Source organism: Neptuniibacter sp. QD37_6, assembly GCF_047778085.1.
Taxonomy (GTDB): Bacteria; Pseudomonadota; Gammaproteobacteria; order Pseudomonadales; family Balneatricaceae; genus Neptuniibacter.
Map to the genome: position 1 here is coordinate 3,496,084 of NZ_CP180550.1, position 21,146 is coordinate 3,517,229.

Below are 21,146 nucleotides of genomic sequence, written 5' to 3' on the forward strand. Positions count from 1 at the left end.
GGAAACCTTGTTGCTAAATATTAATAGGTAAGTAGTGGCTTTACTTAGTTCTGACTAAGTTACGGCCATCTTCTTTGGCTTGATATAATGCTTCATCAGCACGGGCAAATATATCATCAAGGGAATCACCCTCTTTGATTTCTGTTACACCGAACGACATTGTAATCCCCACGGGCTTTCCATGGAAATTAAATGGGCTACTAGCTAAAGATTCCCGCAATTTTTCCATTGCCTGCGAAGCTTCTTCTGCACCAGTAGAGGGAAGGATAATAATAAACTCTTCACCGCCATAACGACCAACAAAGTCCGTTACGCGAATGTTCTTAGTGATAACTTTAGCCACCAAACGCAGCACTTTATCACCAGCCAAATGACCATAGGTGTCGTTGATCTTCTTAAAGAAATCTAGATCTCCGACAACTATAGAGAAAGTCGTGCGATATCGAGACCAGCGCTCATATTCCTGGTCAATATGCTCATCGTAAGCTGCACGGTTTGGCAAGCCAGTAAGAGGGTCTGTACGTGCACGAAGGCGTTCCTCTTCCATGTGAGCTTTAACCTTACGTGTTTCCTGCTCCATCAATTCAACTTTATCGATCAGATCTTCATAACGACCTTGCAACCGCTGCTCACGCTCTTCCTCTTTCTTTTTAAAACTATCCATAGCGCGAACAAGACCCGAAAGTTGCAGTGAAACCGCTTTCTTCAGATCTGTAATGTCGTTGGTATTTTTAACCGTGTGATGCAGCTTTTTAACGTCACGTCGAACTTGAATATCCAGCTCACGCTGATTCTGACCAATTTCTTGCTGCTCTTGGCGACTATCAACCACAAAGGTTTGGACCTCAGTTAAACGCGTACTGAGTTCCAATAAATAATTTTCAAAGTCTTCACTGGTATTGCTGGTTGATTTGATAACCAGCTGCACTACTTGATGAACGATCTCGGGTAGATGAGGTAATTCAAAACCCTCTTCGATACGTTTTACCAGCTGACGTGCATTTGGGTTTTCCTCTTTAGGCACATATAAGCCGCTGATAAGTTCTAATAGTTCAGCACCAATACGTTTTAAGAGTAATTTAACTTCATCACCCAGCGCATCTGTTGAAGCTGTAGTATCTAAAGAGAAATCGCTATCACTGATCTCTGCACTATCTTCTGTACCTGTTTCAATATGGCTTTGCAGCTCAATCAGGTCCCCTAGAACAGCAGGTAAATCGTAAGCTTTCTCTTCAACCTCGTTACTCCGACGTTCAAGGGAATCCAGTAGATTTTGTGATCCGCTATTTTGCACTTGAGTGCGCAGCATACGAATCCATTTTAAAAGCGCTGCAACGGTTTGCTTTGCAGTTTTGCCGCGAAGATCTTCTCGATGTTGGACTTGCTTTTCAATGCGACGACTGATTTTTTTCAAAAAGCCGAGATGCTCCCCACACTCTTCTTGGAGTAATGGTTTTAATGCTGTTAGTTCAGCATCAAATTGAGGGTTATCACCTTCCAAGCCGATAGAAAGATAACCGGCTAAATGACGCAACTGCTGTTCAACATCAGCCGTTTTACGCTCATATTTCTCAAAATCCTGAGAAAGCTCCCGGTATTTTTTCTTCCAATCTACCTGTTCTTCTGCCACACCACGTCCTCGGAGTACACAACATCAACATCAGTCAGACTTCATGTTAGTCGAACTCTGTTCTTCGCACTAGGTCTGATATCAATCAGATATAAAAAAACGCCCTCTAGGGGGCGTTTTTGATTGTATTTTTTATTTACTTGGCAGCCAAGCGTTCTTTCTCAACAAGGAAGTCAACGACTTCAAGCATCTTCTTATGGCCTCCAGCCATACCTGCAGTCACATGATACTTACCATTCACAACCATCGCAGGCACACCTTTAATACCGTATTTAGATAGCTGCTGGCGACCCTGACGGATCTTAGTTTCAACCGCAAATGAGTTGAACAAGCTTTGGAACTTACCTGTATCAACACCTAGATTGCCGTAGTAATCTGCAAAATCTTCTTTACCTCTAAAACGACGACGCTCAACGTGAATCGCATGGAAAGTCGCTTCATGAGTTTTATCCAACGTTTTCATAAATTCTGACGCATAAAAAGCACGCGCCATAAGTTCCCAGCTCGGATTCCAAGCGACGGGCGTACGTACAAAATTTACATCTTCGTTTTTATTCTTTTCCCAGTGTTTAATCAGTGGCTCAAAGTTATTACAGTGCGGGCACGGGTATCCGAACATTTCAATCACTTCAATTTTGCTTTTATCAGACCTTAAACCCACTTCAGGAACTTTTGCGTAATGCACGCCTTCTTTAAACGTTTCCGCCTGCGCCATAAACGGCAGAAGTAACACCACTAACATCAACCCAAACTTTTTCATTATTCTTTGCTCCGAAAACAATAGGACCCGGTGGTAGACAATAAAATAAAACCTAAGTTCCTACCACGTACAAAAAAGGCAGCCTAAGCTGCCTTATTTGAATCCAAGCTGAACTTACTTGCCCAAGCCTTGAATGTAGCTAGAAACCGCTTTGATTTCGTCATCACTTAGCTTAGCCGCAATATCCTGCATCATCTGCTGTGGATCATTGTTACGCGCGCCTTTAGCAAAATCTTTTAGCTGCTTTTCAGTGTATGCAGCGTGCTGGCCACCGATACCTGGGAAGCCTGCTTGGCTGTTACCTTCACCTGTTGGTGCGTGACAAGCTGTACAAGCAGCAACGCCTTTATCTGCGATACCTGCACGGTAGATTTTCTGACCCTGTTCAACAAGATCTTTAGCAGCGTGGCCTACAGTACCGGTCTGCTTAGCAAAGTAAGCAGAGATATCAGCAATGTCTTGGTCGCTGTAAGAGTTTAGAAGACCAGTCATTTCTACAACTGTACGCTTACCAGATTTGATATCTTGTAGCTGTTTGATCAGATATTTTTCGTTCTGACCTGCTAGCTTAGGGAAGTTTGCGATTGCACTGTTACCGTCAGCACCGTGACAAGCAGCACACATTGCAGTCATTCCTTTACCTTTAGCAGCATCACCCGCTGCGTGAGCTACACCAGTGATACCAACGGTCACCAGCAAGCTAATCAGTAGTTTATTCATCGATGAACCCAGACTCTTGCTATTAAAATTAGACGGCCATAGGCGTAATGATGAGTCATTAAGCGTTGACCGATGTTATCCTCACTTCCCTGCAGACTAGAGCTTAGGCCTGTTCGCAGGTAAAATTGGAGCAATTATAAACCAATATCCACACAAACTGGAACGGCAATCTCTGTTCCTTTAGTAGCGATTTCTTAAAAAGCGACTTAAAAATATGTCTTCAGATAAAAAAACCGTTCACTACAACACCGCAAAATTTAATAAGAGTGCGGCAAAATTACACCAGTGTCCGGCGGATATAGGCGCAGAAGTCGCTTTCGCAGGCCGCTCAAACGCAGGTAAATCGAGCGCGATTAACACGCTGACCAATAACAACAAATTGGCACGTACATCGAAAACGCCAGGCCGCACTCAATTGATTAACTTCTTCGATCTAAATATCGAAGGTGTTCGTATTGTCGATCTACCAGGTTATGGTTACGCCAAAGTACCTGTCGCGATGAAGCAGCATTGGCAGCAGCACTTGGAAGAGTACCTACAAAAGCGCCAATGCTTACAAGGCGTTGTGCTTGTAATGGATATTCGTCATCCAATGAAAGAGTTTGATCAGATGATGGTTGATTGGTGCCTAAGTACTGAGATGCCTCTACATGTACTGTTAACCAAATCCGACAAGCTGAAAAAAGGCCCAGCTCAGTCGACTATGTTGAAGATTCGCAAGGAACTAACTGCCGTTCTAGGTGATCTGGTAACTGTGCAAACCTTCTCCGCGTTGAAGAAACAGAATGTCGATCAGCTAAGACAGCGTTTGGATCTATGGTTACTGCCGGAAGATGATTTCGAAGAGGAATTTGAAGGCGAATAACAAAAGAAAGCCCTGGGAAACTTAGGAAGGGGAACTGTCAATTTCTCAGGGCTTTAACGCATGCTTGTTGTAAAGAGCCACAGCCATGGCACGATGAATGTGTAAGTGACTCTTAAGGCTGTTGACTCTCTATATTTGAAAAAGTTCCCTTTTGTTCAAAAAATACTCAAAAATATTTTATGAACTTAGTGCGCCTGTTCCCAGTTATCACCTACACCGGCTTCAACTAGCAACGGTACATCTAGATCGGCTGCTCCTGCCATTTGATCTTTCACTTCAGCAACAAAGGCATCTACCTGATCTTCACGTACTTCAAAGACCAATTCATCGTGTACTTGCATGATCATGCGGACATCTAAATCGGATTCAGCTAACCAAGCATCTACCGTCACCATCGCGCGTTTAATGATATCTGCGGCAGTACCCTGCATTGGCGCATTGATCGCGGTACGTTCAGCAGCCTGACGGCGCATCGCGTTTTTCGCTTTAATCTCTGGCAAGTACAAACGGCGACCAAACAGAGTTTCAACGTAACCCTGCTCCTGCGCTTTGGTGCGGATATCATCCATATAGTGCTGCACACCTGGATAAGTCTCAAAATAGTGTTCGATATACTGCGCCGCATCTTTACGGGCGATACCTAATTGTTTCGCTAAACCAAACGCAGACATACCGTAGATCAAACCGAAGTTGATCGCTTTAGCACTACGGCGCTGATCATCAGAGACCTGATCGAGTTCAACTTTGAATACTTCCGCTGCAGTTGCACGGTGAATATCGGCACCTTTAGAGAAAGCATCCAGCAAACCTTGATCTTGAGACAGGTGCGCCATAATACGCAGTTCGATCTGCGAGTAATCGGCAGCTACAACCTTGTAGCCTTCTGGAGCGATGAAGGCGTGACGAATACGGCGGCCTTCCTGAGTACGTACCGGAATGTTCTGCAGGTTCGGATCTGTTGACGACAGTCGTCCTGTCGCTGTTACCGCTTGATGGTAAGAGGTATGAATGCGCCCAGTACTTGGGCTGATCATTAGCGGAAGCTTATCGGTGTAAGTCGATTTAAGCTTGCTCAGGCTACGGTGTTCAAGAATCAATTTCGGCAGAGGATATTCAAGAGCTAACTCCTGAAGCACTTCCTCGGCAGTCGATGGTGCACCTTTTGGTGTCTTCTTAATCACCGGGATATTTAGCTCTTCAAACAGAATCTGCTGCAACTGCTTTGGTGACGCCAGATTAAACTCTTTACCGGCGATATCGTAAGCTTCACGCTCTAGCTCCACCATACGTGCAGCCAGTTCGATACTTTGCTCACCGAGCATCGAAGCATCAACCAAAGCACCGTTACGCTCGATACGTGACAGTACTGGAATCAGCGGTTTTTCGATCTCATTAAAGACTTTGCTTAGCGCTTCATCTTGGCCTAATTGACTATCAATCGCTTGATGTAGACGCAGGGTGATATCAGCATCTTCCGCCGCATAAGGCGCTGCTTGTTCTAGCTCGATCTGGTTGAACGTCAGCTGCTTTTTACCTTTACCGGCAATCTCTTCGAACTTAACGGTTTTCACACCCAGGTAAAGATCAGCCAAGCTATCCATATCGTGACGCGTTGCCGTGGAGTTCAACACGTAGGATTCCAGCATGGTATCGAACGCCACACCTTTTAGATCGATATTGTAACGAGCCAACACATTCATATCGTATTTAATATGCTGACCAATCTTTTTGTGATCTTCACTTTCTAATAGTGGTTTCAGCTTAGTCAAAAGAACATCACGACTAATCTGCTCTGGCGCGCCCATGTAATCATGTGCAACCGGTACATAAGCGGCCTTTCCCGGTTCTACCGCAAAAGAAACACCCACCAGCTCAGCTTCCATATAGTTCAAGCTAGTAGTTTCTGCATCAAAGGCAAAAAGTTCAGCTGTGGATAACTTTTCAATCCAACTATCTAGATCAGCTTCTGTAAGCACTGTTGTGTATTCAACATCTTTAGGTGCTTCTGGAGTAGATGGTTCTGACGGATCAGCGGCTACTGCGGCACCGCTCTCACCAGATTCCAACTCACGCACCCATGTCTTGAATTCAAATTCTTTGTATAACTCGATTAACTGCTCTTTGTTTGGCTCGGGCTTAACGATCTCTTCGACTTTTTCATGCAGCTCAACGTCGGTTTTAATCGTTGCCAGTAGGTAAGATAGATCCGCTTCTTCGCGGTTATCTTCTAGTTTCTTCGCCATAGTTTTCGAACCACGGAAACCGAGATCAGCAATTTTATCTAGATTTTGGTAAAGATCTTTAATACCGCCGAGACCTTGCAGCAAAGCCAATGCCGTCTTTTCACCCACGCCCGGAACACCTGGGATGTTATCGACTTTATCGCCCATCAATGCCAAGTAATCGATGATCAACTCTGGCGGAATACCAAACTTCTCTTTCACACCTTCAATATCCATGATGGTGTCTGTCATAGTGTTGATCAGCGTTACATGTTGATCCACCAGCTGCGCCATATCCTTATCGCCTGTAGAGATCAGGGTATCGATACCTTGAGCGCTGGCTTCGCGCGCCATCGTACCGATCACATCATCTGCCTCTACACCCGGTTCTACGATTAGCGGCATACCCAACGCTTTAACGATGTTGTGGATCGGCTCCACCTGACTACGCAGATCATCCGGCATCGGTGGGCGCTGGGCTTTATAATCGCTGTAGATCTCATCACGGAATGTTTTACCTTTGGCATCAAAGATCACCGCTATTGGGCTTTGCGGGTACTGTTTGATCAAGCTTTTCAGCATTGAAGTAACAACTCGGATCGCCCCTGTTGGGATTCCCGCAGAATTTCTCAGGTCAGCCTGTTGTGAAGCAAAAAAAGCACGGTATAAATAAGAGGAACCGTCGACTAAAATTAAAGGAGAGGAGTTGGCTTGCTGCTGTTCGCTCATCAGGAAATCCGGGTTGGTTATTCTTCAAAAACCCGATCATAGTCGATATGCTCATTTGCCAAAAGAAATCTTGCCATGAAAGAGGAAAGAATAATGAAAAAGCTACTATTAGCAGTACTACTTGTAGTGACACCTGTAGCTTATGCCGAAGTTCCACCGCTGGTTGATGAAAATGAACCGCAGATCACAATCTTCCATGAACAAGATAAAACCTATTACGAATACCGCGTAAATGGTCAGCTTCAGGAGATTAAGGTCGTGCCTAAAAACGGCAAAGAATACTATCTGGTTCCGGCACCAGGTGACGGCGCATTTATTCGTCATGAAGAGTCACAAATGCTGATCCCTAAATGGGTGCTGTTCCGCTGGTAAGTCAGCTGGAACAAACGAATTCAATTTTACGAAGTGAGTAAAGCGCTTGGCTGTATATACGCAACTTAATGACACTGACCTAACAGCATTTCTTAAAGATTATGATCTGGGAGAGTTAGTCAGTTACAAAGGTATTGATGGTGGTATCGAAAATACCAATTACTTTGTCACCCTTATAAATGATGAGGTTAAGACGGAGTATGTACTCACTTTGTTTGAAGAGCTTAGCTACGAAGAGTTACCTTACTTTGTCGAACTATGCCAATGGCTATCGCAGCGAAATATCGCTGTACCTTTTGCCATTCAAGATCGAAACGGTATTGGCCTTAAACAGCTGAAAAAGAAACCTGCTGCGCTACAACCAAGATTCTTTGGTGAGCATGTAGGTCAGCAAGAACTCACACCTGAGCACTGTGCTGCCATTGGTAAAGTCTTAGGCGAGTTCCACGTTGCAACAGAAGACTTCTATCTTGATCGCCAAGCGCACCGCGGTGTTTTCTGGTGGCGCAGAGAAAGCGAACTCATTCGTAGTAAGTTGCCTGAAGACGATCAAGCTATTCTGCAAGAAGAAGTAGCGCGTTTTGATCAACTTCGCGAGCAACCGGGTGATATTAAAGTGGGCACGATTCATGGCGATCTGTTCCACGACAATGTGCTATTCCAAGAAGCTGAAGTCAGCGCGGTACTAGACCTTTATAACGCCGCTACTGCTTATCTTCTATTTGATCTGGCGATCGTGGCTAATGATTGGTGCTGCCGCCCTGATGGCTCGATTGATAGCGAACGAGAACAAGCATTGCTAAAAGCCTACGCAAAAGCGCGCCCTTTCACTCAGGATGAATACAAAGCTTGGCCAGTGCTGACGTGTACTGCCGCGATGCGTTTCTGGCTATCACGCTTAATCCCGTGGTTGGACGAAAACAGCGAGCAGAAGCTGAAAGACCCTGAAGAGCTAAAACAGATCCTGATCTATCGCCGTAACAACCCTAGTCAGCTGCCTTAATCACTGATTCCCGATACGAAGACCCAAGACTTGGGGTCTTCGTAAATCAACACTGCCCTCTTTTGCTAACACCCGCTATAATCTGCCACTGATTATTTATACAGTGAACAGAAAGCCGCTATGGACGTAACTCACATTATCGATTCTCTGAACGATGCCCAACGCAATGCTGTAACCGCTCCGGTACAAAACTTACTAGTTTTAGCCGGCGCAGGCTCTGGTAAAACCCGCGTATTGGTACACCGAATTGCTTGGCTGATTCAGACAGAAGGAATGTCGCCCTACTCTATTATGGCGGTTACGTTCACCAACAAAGCTGCAAAAGAGATGCGTGGCCGTATTGAGGAGCTATTAGGTATCAATCCTCAAGGCATGTGGGTCGGCACTTTCCACGGTTTGGCCCACCGTATACTGCGCGCTCATTGGCAGGATGCTGGCTTACCTGAAAACTTCCAGATTATGGACAGCGATGATCAGCTTCGTCTGATTAAACGTTTAGCCAAAGAGATGAATCTGGACGATAAGCGCTGGCCTGCTCGCCAATTCCAGTGGTACATCAACGATAAGAAAGATAATGGCCTACGCGCTAAACATATCGAACCACGCCATGATCTGAATGATCGTCAGATGCTGGCAGTGTACGAAGCTTACGAGCAAGCCTGCGAACGTGGCGGCATGATCGACTTTGGCGAGCTTTTACTACGCTCCCTTGAACTGTTCCGCGATAAGAACCCAGCTCTACTGGAGCACTATCAAGAGCGTTTCCGCTACATTCTGGTGGACGAGTTCCAAGATACCAACACTATTCAGTACGGCTGGCTGCAGCTGCTATGCGGTGGTCAGAAGAAATTGATGGCGGTGGGCGATGATGACCAGTCTATCTACGGCTGGCGTGGAGCGAAGATCGAAAATATCCAGAACCTACCGGTTCACTTCCCAGGTACAGAAACGATCAAACTAGAGCAAAACTACCGCTCTACTGAGACGATTCTGCGCGCTGCCAACGAAGTCATCCGCAACAACCAAGGCCGTTTAGGTAAAGAGCTACATACTGAATCGGGCGAAGGTGAGCCGATCTCACTATATGCTGCGTTTAATGAACAAGATGAAGCGCGTTTTATCGTCGATCAAATCGGTAAATGGGTACAAGAAGGCAACCTCCGTAAAGAATGTGCGATTCTGTACCGCTCCAACGCCCAGTCCCGAGTGCTCGAGGAAGCCTTGATTCGCAGCGGTGTGCCTTACCGTATTTACGGTGGCCAACGCTTCTATGAGCGCCTTGAGATCAAAAATGCGCTTTCCTATATGCGCCTGCTGAGCAACCGCGACGATGACACCTCGATGGAGCGTGTAATCAATGTACCAACACGCGGTATAGGCACACGTACCATCGAAATTATCCGTGAGCATGCCCGCAGCCAAGTAATCTCTATGTGGCGCGCGTCCAACGAAATTGTAGAACTGAAAAAGCTACCAGCGCGTGCGTCTAATGCCCTGCAGGCTTTCTTAGATCTGATCAATCAGATGGCTCAAGATACCGAAGACACCCTGCTACACGAACAGACTGAACATGTTATCCAACACTCAGGTCTGATCGAACATCACAAAAAAGAGAAAGGCGAGAAAGCTCAATCCCGTATCGAAAACTTGGAAGAGCTGGTCACTGCAGCTAAGCAGTTCAACAGCCAGTGGGATGAATTTCTGGATGAGGAGTTTAACTCCCCGCTTGCGGCATTTTTAGACCAAGCTGCGCTGGACGCTGGTGATGCGCAAGCGGATGATTATCAAGACAGCGTGCAGCTAATGACCCTTCACTCCGCTAAAGGCCTGGAGTTCCCGCAGGTATTCTTAGCCGGTGTTGAAGAAGGTTTGTTCCCGCATAAAATGTCCGTAGAAGAGCCGGGCCGTTTAGAGGAGGAGCGTCGCCTCTGCTATGTAGGTATCACCCGTGCAATGCAGAAGCTGTTTATCACTTACGCTGAATCCCGTCGTTTGCATGGACAAGATAACTACAACCGACCTTCCCGCTTCATTGGTGAAATTCCAAACGACTTGATGGAAGAGGTTCGCCTTAACGCTAGCGTTAGCCGCCCCATGACCAGCCGCCATAACGATAACCAAGGCAGTAGCTTATTTGGTAGTAGCTCTCTTAGCAGCAGCGATGTACCAGAAACCAACCTTGCCCTGGGTCAACGTGTTATGCACAGCAAATTTGGTGATGGCACTGTACTTAACTTTGAAGGTTCGGGGCCTAAGGCCAGAGTACAGGTTAATTTCGATTACGAAGGTAGTAAGTGGCTGGTGGTTGGCTTTGCCAATCTAACGCTGTTATAAGCACCAATGATTTCCAAGCCTATTTCCTAGGCAAAGAAGGCCAATTCCCAAAAGTCACCTTATACTTAAACCGTTCAGATTTTTAAGGTGACGGAGGGGATATGTATAAACTCTGGAGTGTCTTCGCTGCCCTAATCATATCTTGCACCTTTGCTAAAGCAGCTGAAGTAATCACGGTGCCTATCTATGATCAGGATCGTTCACCCTTATCAATCATCAAGAATGGCCAAGCCCACGGAATATATCCTGACCTATTCAGAGAAATACTAATAGGGGCAGGTCTCAAACCTCTGCTATTGCCAGTACCTCCTATGCGACGCCGCATAGGTTTTGAAAATCAGCTCTATCATTTAGCTTGCTGTGCAAACCCCGCTTGGCGTGCACGCCCGAGAGAGCAAGAGGTCCAAGTTTTTAGTAAACAATTTTACTGGACCAAAGACATGTTTATTTTTCCTAAAGGCAAGTCCTTTGAGATAAACAAGCTTTCGCAGCTATCCGATAAACTTATCGCCACTGTCCGAGGCTTCGATTATCGAGGATCTGAACATTTTGGAGAAAAGGTCAACTTTCAGAATGAAGCAACCTTGATGCGCGCCCTGGCTTTAGGCCGAGCTGACGTTGGTCATAGTTAACGAGGATATTTTTAATGCCTCAGCGCAAAAAAAATACTTAGAAGCAGGCCCTATACATGATGAAGCGAGTTTACACATCCGTATACATCGTGCTCGTATAGACTTGGTAAAACCAATCAATAAATCGATTGATAATCTGATTAGTAGTGGCCGCCGTGATCAAATTGTGAAGAAATATTTAAACCAACATAACGCTATTAGCACCGCAGTTCCGAACGCCGCTCCCTGAATAATTGCGGCGTAACGCCGACCATGCGGCGAAAGAATTTTACAAAGTTAGTAGCTTCACTAAAGCCTAACCAGTAACCTACCTCTGCAACAGAAGCTGAGCTATGCGCCAACATACGTTTGGCTTCCAGTGCGACACGGCGATCAATCACCACCTTAGCGCTGTTCCCTTCAACCTGAATGCAGGCGCGGCTCAACGTACTCTGAGCGTAACCGAGCTTTTCAGCGTAGTAACGCAGGCTATGCTCAGTCCGATACTCTTGCTCCAATAGATCGATAAACAACTGGTAGGTTTTACGGGAGCGACTTGTCACCTTATCCGCAACTCGAACTTTCTGCTGCCAGCGTGCTACCCTCAACAGTAGATTCAACAGTTCATTCCGTAGTAAGGAGATATCTAATTCTGAACCATCGAAGTCTTCAAAATCGCGCTTTAAGCGTGAAATCGATTGCAGAATATCCTGCTGTAAAAGTTCAGTCAGAAACGTGCTATTTTGCCAATCTTGCAGAGCGAGCAGATCCACACCTTTAGATTTCACCAATTCATCATTCGGTAATGCAGTAGGATCAATCAGCACAACTTCCGCCCGCACGTTACGGTAATCCTTCCACTCTTGTACCTGCCCCGGTCGTACAAACAACAAATTGCCCGGCCTAAGGTCGTAATCGATAAAATCGACGCAATGCAAACCCTGTCCTTTGGTCACCAGAATCAGCATGTAAAACTCTAAGCGCTCAGGCACAGTCGGCAGCTTTTGATAAAGATCCGAGAACGAAATCGGTTCTACCCCTAGAGACGCCAGGCGTTTATTCTCAAAAAAGGTGTGTTTAATCTTTTGCATCTACACCAGCCTATAATATCCACCGGCCATCGAATTTAAGTACGGACCGCTAGCTTAACAATTCCCATACAACAAAAGTATTGGTCACTTTTCACCATGTAGTATTCAGCTAATACCTATCCCAATCCAAGCCCTGTTACTTTGATAAGTATTGAGCAGCCATTCAAATAAAAAAGCCCAAACAAGGGAGCCCAATACAATGCAAAGCAAAAAGATTCTAATGATTACCGGTGATTTCACCGAAGATTATGAAACGATGGTGCCGTTCCAAACCCTATTAACGGTTGGCCACCATGTAGATGCAGTATGCCCAGAAAAAGTAAGCGGCGATACCATTGCAACGGCGATTCATGACTTCGAAGGCGATCAAACTTACACAGAAAAACGCGGGCACAACTTCACCCTAAACGCGACGTTTGCAGATATTAATGTTGAAGATTATGACGCACTGGTAATCCCAGGTGGTCGAGCACCAGAATATCTACGTTTAAACCAAGAAGTGATCGAGATGGTGCGCCACTTCTTTAAAGAGAACAAACCTGTAGCAGCGATCTGCCATGGCGCGCAATTGCTATCTGCTGCGGGCGTTCTAGAAGGTAAATCTTGCTCTGCATACCCTGCGTGTGCCCCGGAGATCAATCAATCTGGTGGCACATACACTGATATTCCTCTGGATGCAGCCGTGACTGATGGCAATCTAGTCACAGCGCCTGCATGGCCGGCACATCCTGCTTGGTTAGCACAGTTTATGGTTTTACTAACTATGTAATAGAATTAGCGCAAGCTGCTTTCTCCCCAAACCTGAACCCGAAAGCAGTTTGTCGCTACCTATACAGTCAAATCAGTGGAGAGAGCTATGTGCAAACTGTTTATTAATGCCGAACCAGAACTTTGGAAAAGCAGCACCCGCTCAATCCGTATTGACGGAATGGTTACCAGCGTACGTCTGGAAAACTATTTTTGGACGACCCTGACAGCGATAGCAGAACGGGATGATCTAAATATTCCGCAGATGCTGACCCGCCTTTATCACGAATCGATCGATGCCGGTCACGACTTAGGCAACTTCACTTCATTCTTAAGAGTTTGCTGTATGCGTTACCTGGCGTTGCAACTGTCGGGCGATATCCCAACGAATGAAACTGTGGCGATCAGCTCCCTCGATGCTGATGCGATTTTAAGTAACGAAATCGAAAAGCGTCACTAAACCTCTATGACTGTCGGACTCGGCGCTCAAGGGTTTGAGATCGCGATCTATATTGCCAATCGACCACCGATTGAACCCTACCCTGCTCTCGATCATCTGCGCCCACTTACCTCGGGTGAGATCAAACACATTGCGGACCAAACAGGTAATCACTGGCGTAAGATTTTTAATGTCAGCGCTAAGTTTCTGTTTGAGCTACAAAACGACGTAGAGTTTAAGACTTGGCAGGCGCTGCGCAATCAGTCGCTGTATCAGGCAGAAAGCCCAATGGCCTTGCTGTTTTCAAAGCCAGATCTAACAGAGTCAAACCGCATTCATATCATTGCCGGTAAAACCTATGCCCAAGAACTCGGCCTAGAAAACTTGCTCTGGTTAGATCCGTACTTTGCGATAAATAAAGACAACAAAGTGATCGTCTGCCCTTATTTAGATTATCGTCAGTTGAGCAACGCAAGAATCAGTCAGTTGGTTGGGTTGGTAAAAAACCTAAGTCCTTAAAACGATCAAAAGTATTTAAAACGATCAAAGCCCTGTGTATTCAGGGCTTATTATCTCGCAGAACTAAGACATTACTCAATTCAGAGTCGGATTCTGAATCTTTTCCCAGTTCATATTAAATGTTTGCTGATTAGCTCCCGCAGCGGTTGGGTTATCTTCAGTCATACGATTGATCTCAGCTGCTTGTAGCAATGATGGTGGCAAAATTACGGTATCAATTACATGGATAATGCCGTTGCTGGCATCCACATCAGCAGCGACTACAGTCGCCTGATTAATCATCACATTACCACCAGCTAAGCTGATCGCGATGTTTTCACCTTGTAGAGAAGGTGCTGCAGTTAACCCCATCGCAGTTTTTGCATCCACTTTTCCAGCTACTACATGGTAGGTAAGTACCGCTTGTAGATCTTTTTTGTTCTCAGGCTTTAACAGGTCAGCCAAAGTTTCTTCTGGCAGCTTGGCGAACGCGTCATTGGTTGGCGCAAACACCGTATAGGGGCCATCGCCTTGTAGGGCACCGACTAAGTCAGCAGCTTTCAGCGCCGTTACTAAGGTAGAGAAACTCTCATTACCCGCAGCGACATCGACAATATCTTTCTTCATTGAATAGGAATCTGCGGTCGCCATTAATGGTACAGCTAGTAGAAAGCAGGCCAGTGTTTTTATAATTTTCATTGTTCTTCTCCTCGCGTTTATTCCTTAAGCAGGCCCTCTACTGCCTCAATGAGATTTTGCTTAAGTGCATCGTAATCAGTGCTACGGAGGTTTTAGAAAGGCAGATCAAAAAACGTACAACAAAATTTTCTTTTTCTGTTTTTATGCCTGTGAATAGAATATTCTTATTTTTAATGGCTCCACTTAACTCCCTGATATTGCGATAAATTTAAAAAGGTTTTTATGCTTCATCGCATCTGGCTAAGTTTTTTTCTAATCGCCTTTAGCGCGGCCCTCTATCAGTGGCTTTGGCTAGATGATTCTGCAGTATTTCAACGTTTGGTGCAGTCCACCTTTGATATGTCGAAGCTCTCGGTGGAGTTATCCATAGGCTTGATCGGTACCCTCGCTTTTTGGCTGGGCATAATGAAATTGGCAGAAAGCTCTGGTCTTGTGGATAAGTTTGCACGGGGAATAAGTCCACTTTTCAGCCGTTTGATGCCAGAAGTGCCAAAAGGTCATCCAGCTATGGGCTCTATGACAATGAACCTCTCGGCCAATGTTCTAGGTTTAGATAACGCAGCCACGCCTTTAGGTTTGAAGGCGATGCGTGATCTACAGAGTTTAAACCCACATAAAGATACCGCAACTAATGCCCAGATTTTGTTTCTGGTACTGAACACCTCCTCGGTAACGCTATTCCCGATCACCGTGTTTCTCTATAGAGCGCAACAAGGTGCCAGTGACCCTACGTCGGTCTTTATCCCTATTCTAATTGCAACCTGTTGCTCGACACTTGCTGGCTTATTAGCGGTGAGTTTTGTACAGAAAATCCGTTTATGGGAAAGAGTTACTCTGCTCTATATCGGCGGATTTGTTGCACTATTACTCGCTTTTATCGGCTATTTCACGACACTAACGATCGACGAGTTACAACGGCAATCATCGCTAGTGGGTAATTTAATGATTTTCTCAGCGATTATTGGCTTTCTCTGTATCGCCCACTTTAAAGGGGTGAATATCTACGAAACCTTTATTGATGGCGCCAAAGAGGGATTTGAAGTCGCGATTAAAATTATCCCTTATCTGCTCGCCATGCTGGTGGCGATTGGCGTACTCAGGGAAAGTGGCGCGTTAGAGGGGTTTATCTGGTTACTACGTGAAGGCTTTGCCAGCTTTGGCGCCGATACCCGCTTTGTTGATGCACTGCCCACTGCGATTATGAAGCCATTTTCCGGCTCTGGCGCCCGGGCAATGATGCTGGAAACCATGAATACCCATGGTGTCGATTCTTTCGCAGCTTACCTAGCCTCGGTTGTCCAAGGCTCAACTGAAACCACCTTCTATGTACTGGCAGTATATTTTGGTGCGGTTGGCATCAGGCACACCCGCCATGCCATTGCTTGCGGCTTAACCGCCGATTTGGCAGGAATCATCGCTGCAATCACTGTGGGTTACTGGTTCTTTGGCTAATAAATAAACCAACCTACAAAGAAGCACCATCAATCAGTTCGTAAGGTAGTGCCAACACATCCACACCATCGACACAGCCTAGATGCACGCGGTAATGACCGGGTTTACGCAAGGTTTGATGGAAAGTATAGATACCGCATTGCTTACAGAAATGATGTTTGGCGATATGGGTCGCGAACTCATAAGTTGCCAAGGAATCATCCGATACCTGAATATCGATATCGCTAGGGTCGACTACAAAGTTACCCATCATTGCGCCTTTCTTCTGGCAGATAGAGCAGTTACAACGCACACCTTCGACAATCTCTGGGGCATGAAAACTGAATCTAACGTTGCCGCAATGACAACTGCCTTGATACACCGGCATAGCACTCGCCTCCACTTGGTTTAAGCAAAGGTCGGAAACAATGCTAGCTCTCGTCTATTAAAAGGCTACCATCCGGTTCTGTCTGACCTATGCCGTTATAAATGACATCATGGCTCATGGTATCAATATCAAAGGCTTGCAAGGTTGCCGGTGCAGAAGTACCTGCATACCCGACCGCTTCAGCAGCAACTGTTTCACCAAACACTAAAGATAAAACGGTAAAGCCAAAGGCCTGTTTTTCTGAGGCCGACAGTTGCGGCCAAGCGCTGTAATAAGCCTGCCAAATGGCTGGCGCCTGACTTAAACCTTGCTGGGTACCCAACGAAAACTCCGCGAAGTGTCGAGCGATATAGCGCTCAACTGCGTGCATCGAGTCCTCATCTAATAAGTTGGGTAAGTGCAACTCTGCTAAGCAGAATTTTAACGCCGCTTCATACGCGTCTAAGCAAGATCGGCGAAAGGCAAAGTCATTTGCCTGCACAATCACACTGTCAGTTTCAGATAGTTGTTCGTATATAGGTAACGGATCTGCATGAGCCATATTAAACATCCTTGTTGTTATGGTTGATCTTAGAAGTAACTATAGCCGCTTATATGGCAACCGCCAGATCGCGGATATGTCCATGGCCATCAATGGCAACTTGCACACATTCGGTTTCGGTCACTTTTCTTAGTTCGCTGCCATCAGGGCAACAACCCCAAGCTTCAACGTGGATTCGCAAAGAGCTGCGGCCACTTTCAATCAATTGAGTGTAGAAGGACATAATAGTTCCCTCTAGTACTGGAGATAAAAACTCCATCTGGCCAACCGATACTGTAGAGACACGGCCCTTAGATAATTTAGCCGCATAAATTTCGGCAGCCTGTACAATTTTAGCGGATACCCAACCACCATAAACATCGCCAAACATGTTGGTAGCATCGCTTGAAGCCGGCAGAAGTAGGCTTAATTCACCTGCTGGCTGATGGCTATTTTCCTCGACATGCTCCATGGGACTACCCCTCCTTTACTGCCATCCCCACTCCTTAGGGTAATGATAGAAACTGTGAATTTTGTATTTATTAGTCAGCTTACTCTAATACAAAAGGCTAATACCCTGAATATGTACAACGTAAAAATTCTTTTCTAAGTGTCACACTTTTGTCATTTAAGAAAATTATAGTGTTCGCATCTTAACTCATATATCTAATTTTAAGACTCTTTGGAGCCTATACATGAAACCTATGAAAAAGCTGCTTGCTGCTGTTGCTATCTCTGCAACTTGTGTAGCTGCAAACGCATCTGACCTGCTAGACAAGAACCTACCAGTTTACTCTAAGGCTTCTGGTGTTTCTGGTAACCTTTCTTCTGTAGGTTCCGACACACTAGCTAACCTAATGACGCTTTGGGCTGAAGAGTTCAAGCGTAACTACCCGAACGTTAACATTCAGATTCAAGCGGCTGGTTCTTCTACTGCGCCACCAGCGCTAACTGAAGGTACTTCTAACATCGGTCCTATGTCTCGTAAGATGAAGGACAAAGAGATCGCTGCATTCGAGAAGAAGTTTGGTTACAAGCCAACGCCTGTTGCTGTAGCAATCGATGCGCTAGCAGTATTCGTACACAAAGATAACCCAGTTGAAGGTCTATCTATCAGCCAGGTTGACGCGATCTTCTCTTCTACTCGTAAGTGTGGCGCTGTTGCAGACGCTAAAACTTGGGGTGATGTTGGTGTAGCAGGTTCCCTATCTGATAAGAGCATCCAGTTGTTCGGTCGTAACTCAGTATCTGGTACTTACGGCTACTTCAAGAAGAAAGCTCTATGTAAAGGCGACTTCAAGAACAACGTAAACGAGCAGCCAGGTTCTGCATCTGTAGTACAGTCTGTATCTACTTCTCTTAATGCACTAGGTTACTCTGGTATCGGTTACAAAACTGCATCTGTACGTGCACTACCTCTTACTAAGAAAGATGGCGGCGCATTCGTAGAAGCAACTCCTGAAAACGCGCTAAACGGCAAGTACCCACTAGCTCGTTCTCTATACGTATACGTAAACAAGAAACCAGGTCAGCCTCTAGCTCCTCTAGAGAAAGAGTTCCTGAAAATGGTTATGTCTAAAGTAGGTCAGGAAGTAGTAGTTAAAGACGGCTACATCCCACTACCAGCGGCAGTTGTAGAGAAGCAGATGAAAGCGCTAGGCATGTAATATGTCTTGATCATATGATCTTAGGAAAAAGGGGGCCATTTTGGCCCCCTTTTTTCGTTTATGACAGTCACTGTAATACAGATGTAACAAACTTTTCATATTGTATGCGCCGTCTTCTTAGTAAACTTCCGAGACCTATGTGCCATGAGTACAGAAAACACTGCAACGTCCGACCTGGATTTTAATACCGCGTCGGCCAAGCGACACAGAAACATACGTGCGTTGAAGGATAAACTTGCTTCAGGTGGTATCGCATTTGGTGGTATCAGCGTTATTGTTGCAATCCTTCTGATCTTCTTTTATCTACTTTATGAAGTAGCACCGCTGTTCGAATCTGCCAGCATCGAACCTTGGCAGAAAAATGGACAGGAAATTGCTCCTTACACTGTTCCCGGTGACGGCAAGACACTTTATCTGACAATGGAAGAACAAACAGAGATCGCTCTGCGTGTTACAGATCTTGGTCAGTTGGTGTTTTTTAACAGCCGCAACGGTAACGTAATCAAAACAGAAACTGCCAATATTCCAGAAGGTGCAACAGTTAGCAGCTTTGCTCTAGCTTCTGAATATAGCGGTATTTTCGCTTTGGGTTACAGCAACGGTCAGGCGCAGGTCTTCAAACACAAATACCGTTCTACTTACCCTGATGGCGTACGTGTTATCACGCCAGAAGTGGAATACCCACTAGGTTCTGAACTGATTCAGGTAAGCGATTCACCACTTGAGCTACTTGCAATCAATGGTGAAGAGGAAGAATGGACGCTAATCGGTGGTCAGGCAGCAAACATCGCTGCGACTGAAGTTTCCCTAACCGAGAACCTGATTACTGAGGAAGTAGAAGCGGACACTAACCGCATTACGCTTCCAAATATGAACATCCCAGCTGAGAAACTACTGCTGATGCCAGATCGTCGTTGGATGATGATCTCTGGTGAAGGCGGCAAGTTGGGCATCGTTGATATGCAAGCAGACGGTGGCCCTAAAGTTACTCAGCTAATCGAGACGACCAAAAATAAGATCACCTCTTTTGAGCTACTGATTGGTGGTAACTCCCTACTTATCTCTGACGATAAAGGCGTGACCTCACAGTGGTTCTTGGTTCGTAACGAGAAAGGCGAATGGCTAATGCGCCAGATTCGCAGCTTCGAAAACGGTACTTCACCAATCAGCAGCATCTCTATTGAGCACCGCCGCAAAGGTTTTGTAACGGTTTCGGACCAAGGAGTTATCGATTTCTACAGCACAACAGCATCACGTAACTCACTTACAGCTGCCGTTGCTCAAGGCAATGTAGATATGATCGCTCTATCACCTCGTTCTAACGCACTATTGGTTGAACAGGATGGTAAGTTAGCGCTTTGGGCGGTTCACAACGAACACCCAGAGATCTCTTGGAGCGCACTGTGGGAGAAAGTTTGGTACGAAGGTTACCAAGAGCCTGAGTTCACTTGGCAGTCTTCCGCTTCTACCAACGACTTCGAGCCAAAATACAGCTTAATGCCATTAGCATTCGGCACCTTAAAAGCAGCGTTCTACGCCATGCTTCTAGGTACGCCGCTAGCGATCTGTGGTGCGATCTACACAGCTTACTTCATGGTGCCGTCAATGCGCCGTAAGGTAAAACCTTTCATCGAATTGATGGAAGCACTGCCTACGGTAATTTTGGGCTTCCTAGCAGGTCTATGGTTAGCGCCATTTATGGAGGTAAACCTAGCGGGGATCTTTGTCACCCTACTGGTCGTACCTGCGGCTATTATCGCGTTCGCTTATGCATGGGCATGTGCACCTAAAACACTACGCTACTTAGTGCCAGATGGCTGGGACGCAGCGCTACTGATCCCTGTTGTAATCATCGCAACAATGTTCAGCTTCTGGGTCGCTCCAGGATTAGAGCAAGCGTTGTTCGGTACTGAGATGCGTTACTGGGTAACTCAAGAGCTAGGCATTCCTTACGACCAGCGTAACGCGCTAGTAGTAGGTATCGCGATGGGCTTTGCGGTTATCCCAACGATCTTCTCTATCACTGAAGATGCGATCTTCGCCGTACCAAAACACCTGTCTTACGGTTCCTTAGCACTGGGGGCTACACCATGGCAAACACTGGTACGCGTAGTAATGCCAACAGCGAGTCCAGGTATTTTCTCTGCAGTGATGATCGGTATGGGCCGTGCTGTAGGTGAAACTATGATCGTACTGATGGCAACTGGTAACACGCCAATCATGGACGTGAATATCTTTGAGGGTATGCGAACTCTGGCTGCAAACATTGCAGTAGAGATGCCGGAATCTGAAGTTGGTAGTACCCACTTCCGTATTCTATTCCTGGCAGCGTTCGTACTGTTCTTGTTCACTTTCTTCGTAAACACCGTGGCGGAAGTTGTACGTCAGCGTTTACGTAAGAAGTACGGCTCTCTGTAATT

At 45.9% G+C, this 21,146-nt stretch carries 20 protein-coding genes; 11 read left to right on the top strand and 9 right to left on the bottom strand.

What is annotated here, in order from left to right:
- Positions 1–40: 40 nt before the first annotated feature.
- The 3 genes from ACMXYO_RS16780 to ACMXYO_RS16790 all read right to left on the bottom strand — a co-directional run bounded on the left by ACMXYO_RS16780 (position 41) and on the right by ACMXYO_RS16790 (position 3,110).
- Positions 41–1,630, bottom strand: coding sequence for a GGDEF domain-containing protein (locus ACMXYO_RS16780; protein ID WP_415886278.1), 1,590 nt, complete (start codon positions 1,628–1,630; stop codon positions 41–43).
- 136 nt (positions 1,631–1,766) lie between these two features.
- Positions 1,767–2,390 (bottom strand): thiol:disulfide interchange protein DsbA/DsbL, encoded by a 624-nt coding sequence (locus ACMXYO_RS16785; protein WP_415886279.1) that lies wholly within the window; start codon positions 2,388–2,390, stop codon positions 1,767–1,769.
- A gap of 114 nt (positions 2,391–2,504) precedes the next feature.
- On the bottom strand, positions 2,505–3,110 hold the full coding sequence (locus ACMXYO_RS16790) for a c-type cytochrome (RefSeq protein ID WP_415882867.1): 606 nt from the start codon (positions 3,108–3,110) through the stop codon (positions 2,505–2,507).
- 214 nt (positions 3,111–3,324) lie between these two features.
- On the opposite strand from ACMXYO_RS16790, the gene yihA reads away from it, so the two are divergent.
- Complete coding sequence (gene yihA, locus ACMXYO_RS16795; RefSeq protein WP_415886281.1) at positions 3,325–3,975, top strand: ribosome biogenesis GTP-binding protein YihA/YsxC; 651 nt, start codon at positions 3,325–3,327, stop codon at positions 3,973–3,975.
- 185 nt (positions 3,976–4,160) lie between these two features.
- On the opposite strand, the gene polA is transcribed toward yihA, so the two are convergent.
- The gene (gene polA / locus ACMXYO_RS16800; protein ID WP_415886282.1) at positions 4,161–6,926 is read right to left on the bottom strand and encodes a DNA polymerase I; all 2,766 of its coding nucleotides are present in this window, start codon (positions 6,924–6,926) and stop codon (positions 4,161–4,163) included.
- A gap of 93 nt (positions 6,927–7,019) precedes the next feature.
- Here polA and ACMXYO_RS16805 point away from each other — a divergent pair, with 93 nt between their 5' ends.
- From ACMXYO_RS16805 to ACMXYO_RS16820, 4 genes are all read left to right on the top strand, one after another.
- Positions 7,020–7,298, top strand: coding sequence for a DUF2782 domain-containing protein (locus ACMXYO_RS16805; RefSeq protein ID WP_415886283.1), 279 nt, complete (start codon positions 7,020–7,022; stop codon positions 7,296–7,298).
- A 46-nt stretch (positions 7,299–7,344) separates the two neighbouring features.
- Entirely contained in the window at positions 7,345–8,301 is a 957-nt protein-coding gene (locus tag ACMXYO_RS16810; protein WP_415886284.1) for a homoserine kinase, read from the top strand.
- A gap of 120 nt (positions 8,302–8,421) precedes the next feature.
- Positions 8,422–10,635 carry a DNA helicase II gene (gene uvrD / locus ACMXYO_RS16815; RefSeq protein WP_415886285.1) on the top strand — a complete coding sequence of 738 codons (2,214 nt, stop codon included), beginning with the start codon at positions 8,422–8,424 and terminating at the stop codon, positions 10,633–10,635.
- Between the two features lie 101 nt (positions 10,636–10,736).
- On the top strand, positions 10,737–11,267 hold the full coding sequence (locus ACMXYO_RS16820; RefSeq protein WP_415886287.1) for a hypothetical protein: 531 nt from the start codon (positions 10,737–10,739) through the stop codon (positions 11,265–11,267).
- Positions 11,268–11,464: 197 nt separating this feature from the next.
- Here the strand turns inward: ACMXYO_RS16820 and ACMXYO_RS16825 are convergent, their stop codons facing one another.
- Positions 11,465–12,337: an AraC family transcriptional regulator gene (locus ACMXYO_RS16825; RefSeq protein ID WP_415886288.1), complete on the bottom strand. Its 873-nt coding sequence runs from the start codon at positions 12,335–12,337 to the stop codon at positions 11,465–11,467.
- 199 nt (positions 12,338–12,536) lie between these two features.
- Between ACMXYO_RS16825 and ACMXYO_RS16830 the strand changes: the two genes are divergently transcribed.
- From ACMXYO_RS16830 to ACMXYO_RS16840, 3 genes are all read left to right on the top strand, one after another.
- On the top strand, positions 12,537–13,106 hold the full coding sequence (locus ACMXYO_RS16830; RefSeq protein WP_415886289.1) for a DJ-1/PfpI family protein: 570 nt from the start codon (positions 12,537–12,539) through the stop codon (positions 13,104–13,106).
- 87 nt (positions 13,107–13,193) lie between these two features.
- Complete coding sequence (locus ACMXYO_RS16835; protein WP_415882879.1) at positions 13,194–13,544, top strand: ribbon-helix-helix domain-containing protein; 351 nt, start codon at positions 13,194–13,196, stop codon at positions 13,542–13,544.
- 6 nt (positions 13,545–13,550) lie between these two features.
- Positions 13,551–14,042, top strand: coding sequence for a DUF6942 family protein (locus ACMXYO_RS16840; RefSeq protein WP_415886291.1), 492 nt, complete (start codon positions 13,551–13,553; stop codon positions 14,040–14,042).
- A gap of 75 nt (positions 14,043–14,117) precedes the next feature.
- Here ACMXYO_RS16840 and ACMXYO_RS16845 read toward each other — a convergent pair whose 3' ends face one another.
- The gene (locus ACMXYO_RS16845; RefSeq protein ID WP_415886292.1) at positions 14,118–14,720 is read right to left on the bottom strand and encodes a fasciclin domain-containing protein; all 603 of its coding nucleotides are present in this window, start codon (positions 14,718–14,720) and stop codon (positions 14,118–14,120) included.
- Positions 14,721–14,942: 222 nt separating this feature from the next.
- On the opposite strand from ACMXYO_RS16845, the gene ACMXYO_RS16850 reads away from it, so the two are divergent.
- The gene (locus ACMXYO_RS16850; protein ID WP_415886293.1) at positions 14,943–16,172 is read left to right on the top strand and encodes a nucleoside recognition domain-containing protein; all 1,230 of its coding nucleotides are present in this window, start codon (positions 14,943–14,945) and stop codon (positions 16,170–16,172) included.
- A 13-nt stretch (positions 16,173–16,185) separates the two neighbouring features.
- Here the strand turns inward: ACMXYO_RS16850 and ACMXYO_RS16855 are convergent, their stop codons facing one another.
- From ACMXYO_RS16855 to ACMXYO_RS16865, 3 genes are read right to left on the bottom strand one after another with little or no spacing between them, the layout of a single operon-like run.
- Positions 16,186–16,539, bottom strand: coding sequence for a GFA family protein (locus ACMXYO_RS16855; RefSeq protein WP_415882884.1), 354 nt, complete (start codon positions 16,537–16,539; stop codon positions 16,186–16,188).
- A gap of 43 nt (positions 16,540–16,582) precedes the next feature.
- Entirely contained in the window at positions 16,583–17,080 is a 498-nt protein-coding gene (locus ACMXYO_RS16860; protein ID WP_415882885.1) for a hypothetical protein, read from the bottom strand.
- Between the two features lie 49 nt (positions 17,081–17,129).
- A complete protein-coding gene (locus ACMXYO_RS16865) occupies positions 17,130–17,531 on the bottom strand; it encodes an acyl-CoA thioesterase (RefSeq protein ID WP_415882886.1) in 402 nt (133 codons plus the stop codon).
- Between the two features lie 223 nt (positions 17,532–17,754).
- Between ACMXYO_RS16865 and ACMXYO_RS16870 the strand changes: the two genes are divergently transcribed.
- On the top strand, positions 17,755–18,726 hold the full coding sequence (locus ACMXYO_RS16870; protein ID WP_415882887.1) for a PstS family phosphate ABC transporter substrate-binding protein: 972 nt from the start codon (positions 17,755–17,757) through the stop codon (positions 18,724–18,726).
- A gap of 144 nt (positions 18,727–18,870) precedes the next feature.
- Positions 18,871–21,144, top strand: a complete 2,274-nt coding sequence (locus ACMXYO_RS16875) for an ABC transporter permease subunit (protein WP_415886294.1) — start codon at positions 18,871–18,873, stop codon at positions 21,142–21,144.
- Positions 21,145–21,146 lie beyond the last annotated feature (2 nt).

Coding starts and splice junctions, on each gene's coding strand:
- ACMXYO_RS16785 (WP_415886279.1), bottom strand. CDS start 2,390: ATGAAAAAGTTTGGGTTGATGTTAGTGGTGTTACTTCTGCCGTTTATG.
- ACMXYO_RS16790 (WP_415882867.1), bottom strand. CDS start 3,110: ATGAATAAACTACTGATTAGCTTGCTGGTGACCGTTGGTATCACTGGT.
- yihA (WP_415886281.1), top strand. CDS start 3,325: ATGTCTTCAGATAAAAAAACCGTTCACTACAACACCGCAAAATTTAAT.
- polA (WP_415886282.1), bottom strand. CDS start 6,926: ATGAGCGAACAGCAGCAAGCCAACTCCTCTCCTTTAATTTTAGTCGAC.
- ACMXYO_RS16805 (WP_415886283.1), top strand. CDS start 7,020: ATGAAAAAGCTACTATTAGCAGTACTACTTGTAGTGACACCTGTAGCT.
- uvrD (WP_415886285.1), top strand. CDS start 8,422: ATGGACGTAACTCACATTATCGATTCTCTGAACGATGCCCAACGCAAT.
- ACMXYO_RS16820 (WP_415886287.1), top strand. CDS start 10,737: ATGTATAAACTCTGGAGTGTCTTCGCTGCCCTAATCATATCTTGCACC.
- ACMXYO_RS16825 (WP_415886288.1), bottom strand. CDS start 12,337: ATGCAAAAGATTAAACACACCTTTTTTGAGAATAAACGCCTGGCGTCT.
- ACMXYO_RS16830 (WP_415886289.1), top strand. CDS start 12,537: ATGCAAAGCAAAAAGATTCTAATGATTACCGGTGATTTCACCGAAGAT.
- ACMXYO_RS16835 (WP_415882879.1), top strand. CDS start 13,194: ATGTGCAAACTGTTTATTAATGCCGAACCAGAACTTTGGAAAAGCAGC.
- ACMXYO_RS16840 (WP_415886291.1), top strand. CDS start 13,551: ATGACTGTCGGACTCGGCGCTCAAGGGTTTGAGATCGCGATCTATATT.
- ACMXYO_RS16845 (WP_415886292.1), bottom strand. CDS start 14,720: ATGAAAATTATAAAAACACTGGCCTGCTTTCTACTAGCTGTACCATTA.
- ACMXYO_RS16850 (WP_415886293.1), top strand. CDS start 14,943: ATGCTTCATCGCATCTGGCTAAGTTTTTTTCTAATCGCCTTTAGCGCG.
- ACMXYO_RS16855 (WP_415882884.1), bottom strand. CDS start 16,539: ATGCCGGTGTATCAAGGCAGTTGTCATTGCGGCAACGTTAGATTCAGT.
- ACMXYO_RS16860 (WP_415882885.1), bottom strand. CDS start 17,080: ATGGCTCATGCAGATCCGTTACCTATATACGAACAACTATCTGAAACT.
- ACMXYO_RS16865 (WP_415882886.1), bottom strand. CDS start 17,531: ATGGAGCATGTCGAGGAAAATAGCCATCAGCCAGCAGGTGAATTAAGC.
- ACMXYO_RS16870 (WP_415882887.1), top strand. CDS start 17,755: ATGAAACCTATGAAAAAGCTGCTTGCTGCTGTTGCTATCTCTGCAACT.
- ACMXYO_RS16875 (WP_415886294.1), top strand. CDS start 18,871: ATGAGTACAGAAAACACTGCAACGTCCGACCTGGATTTTAATACCGCG.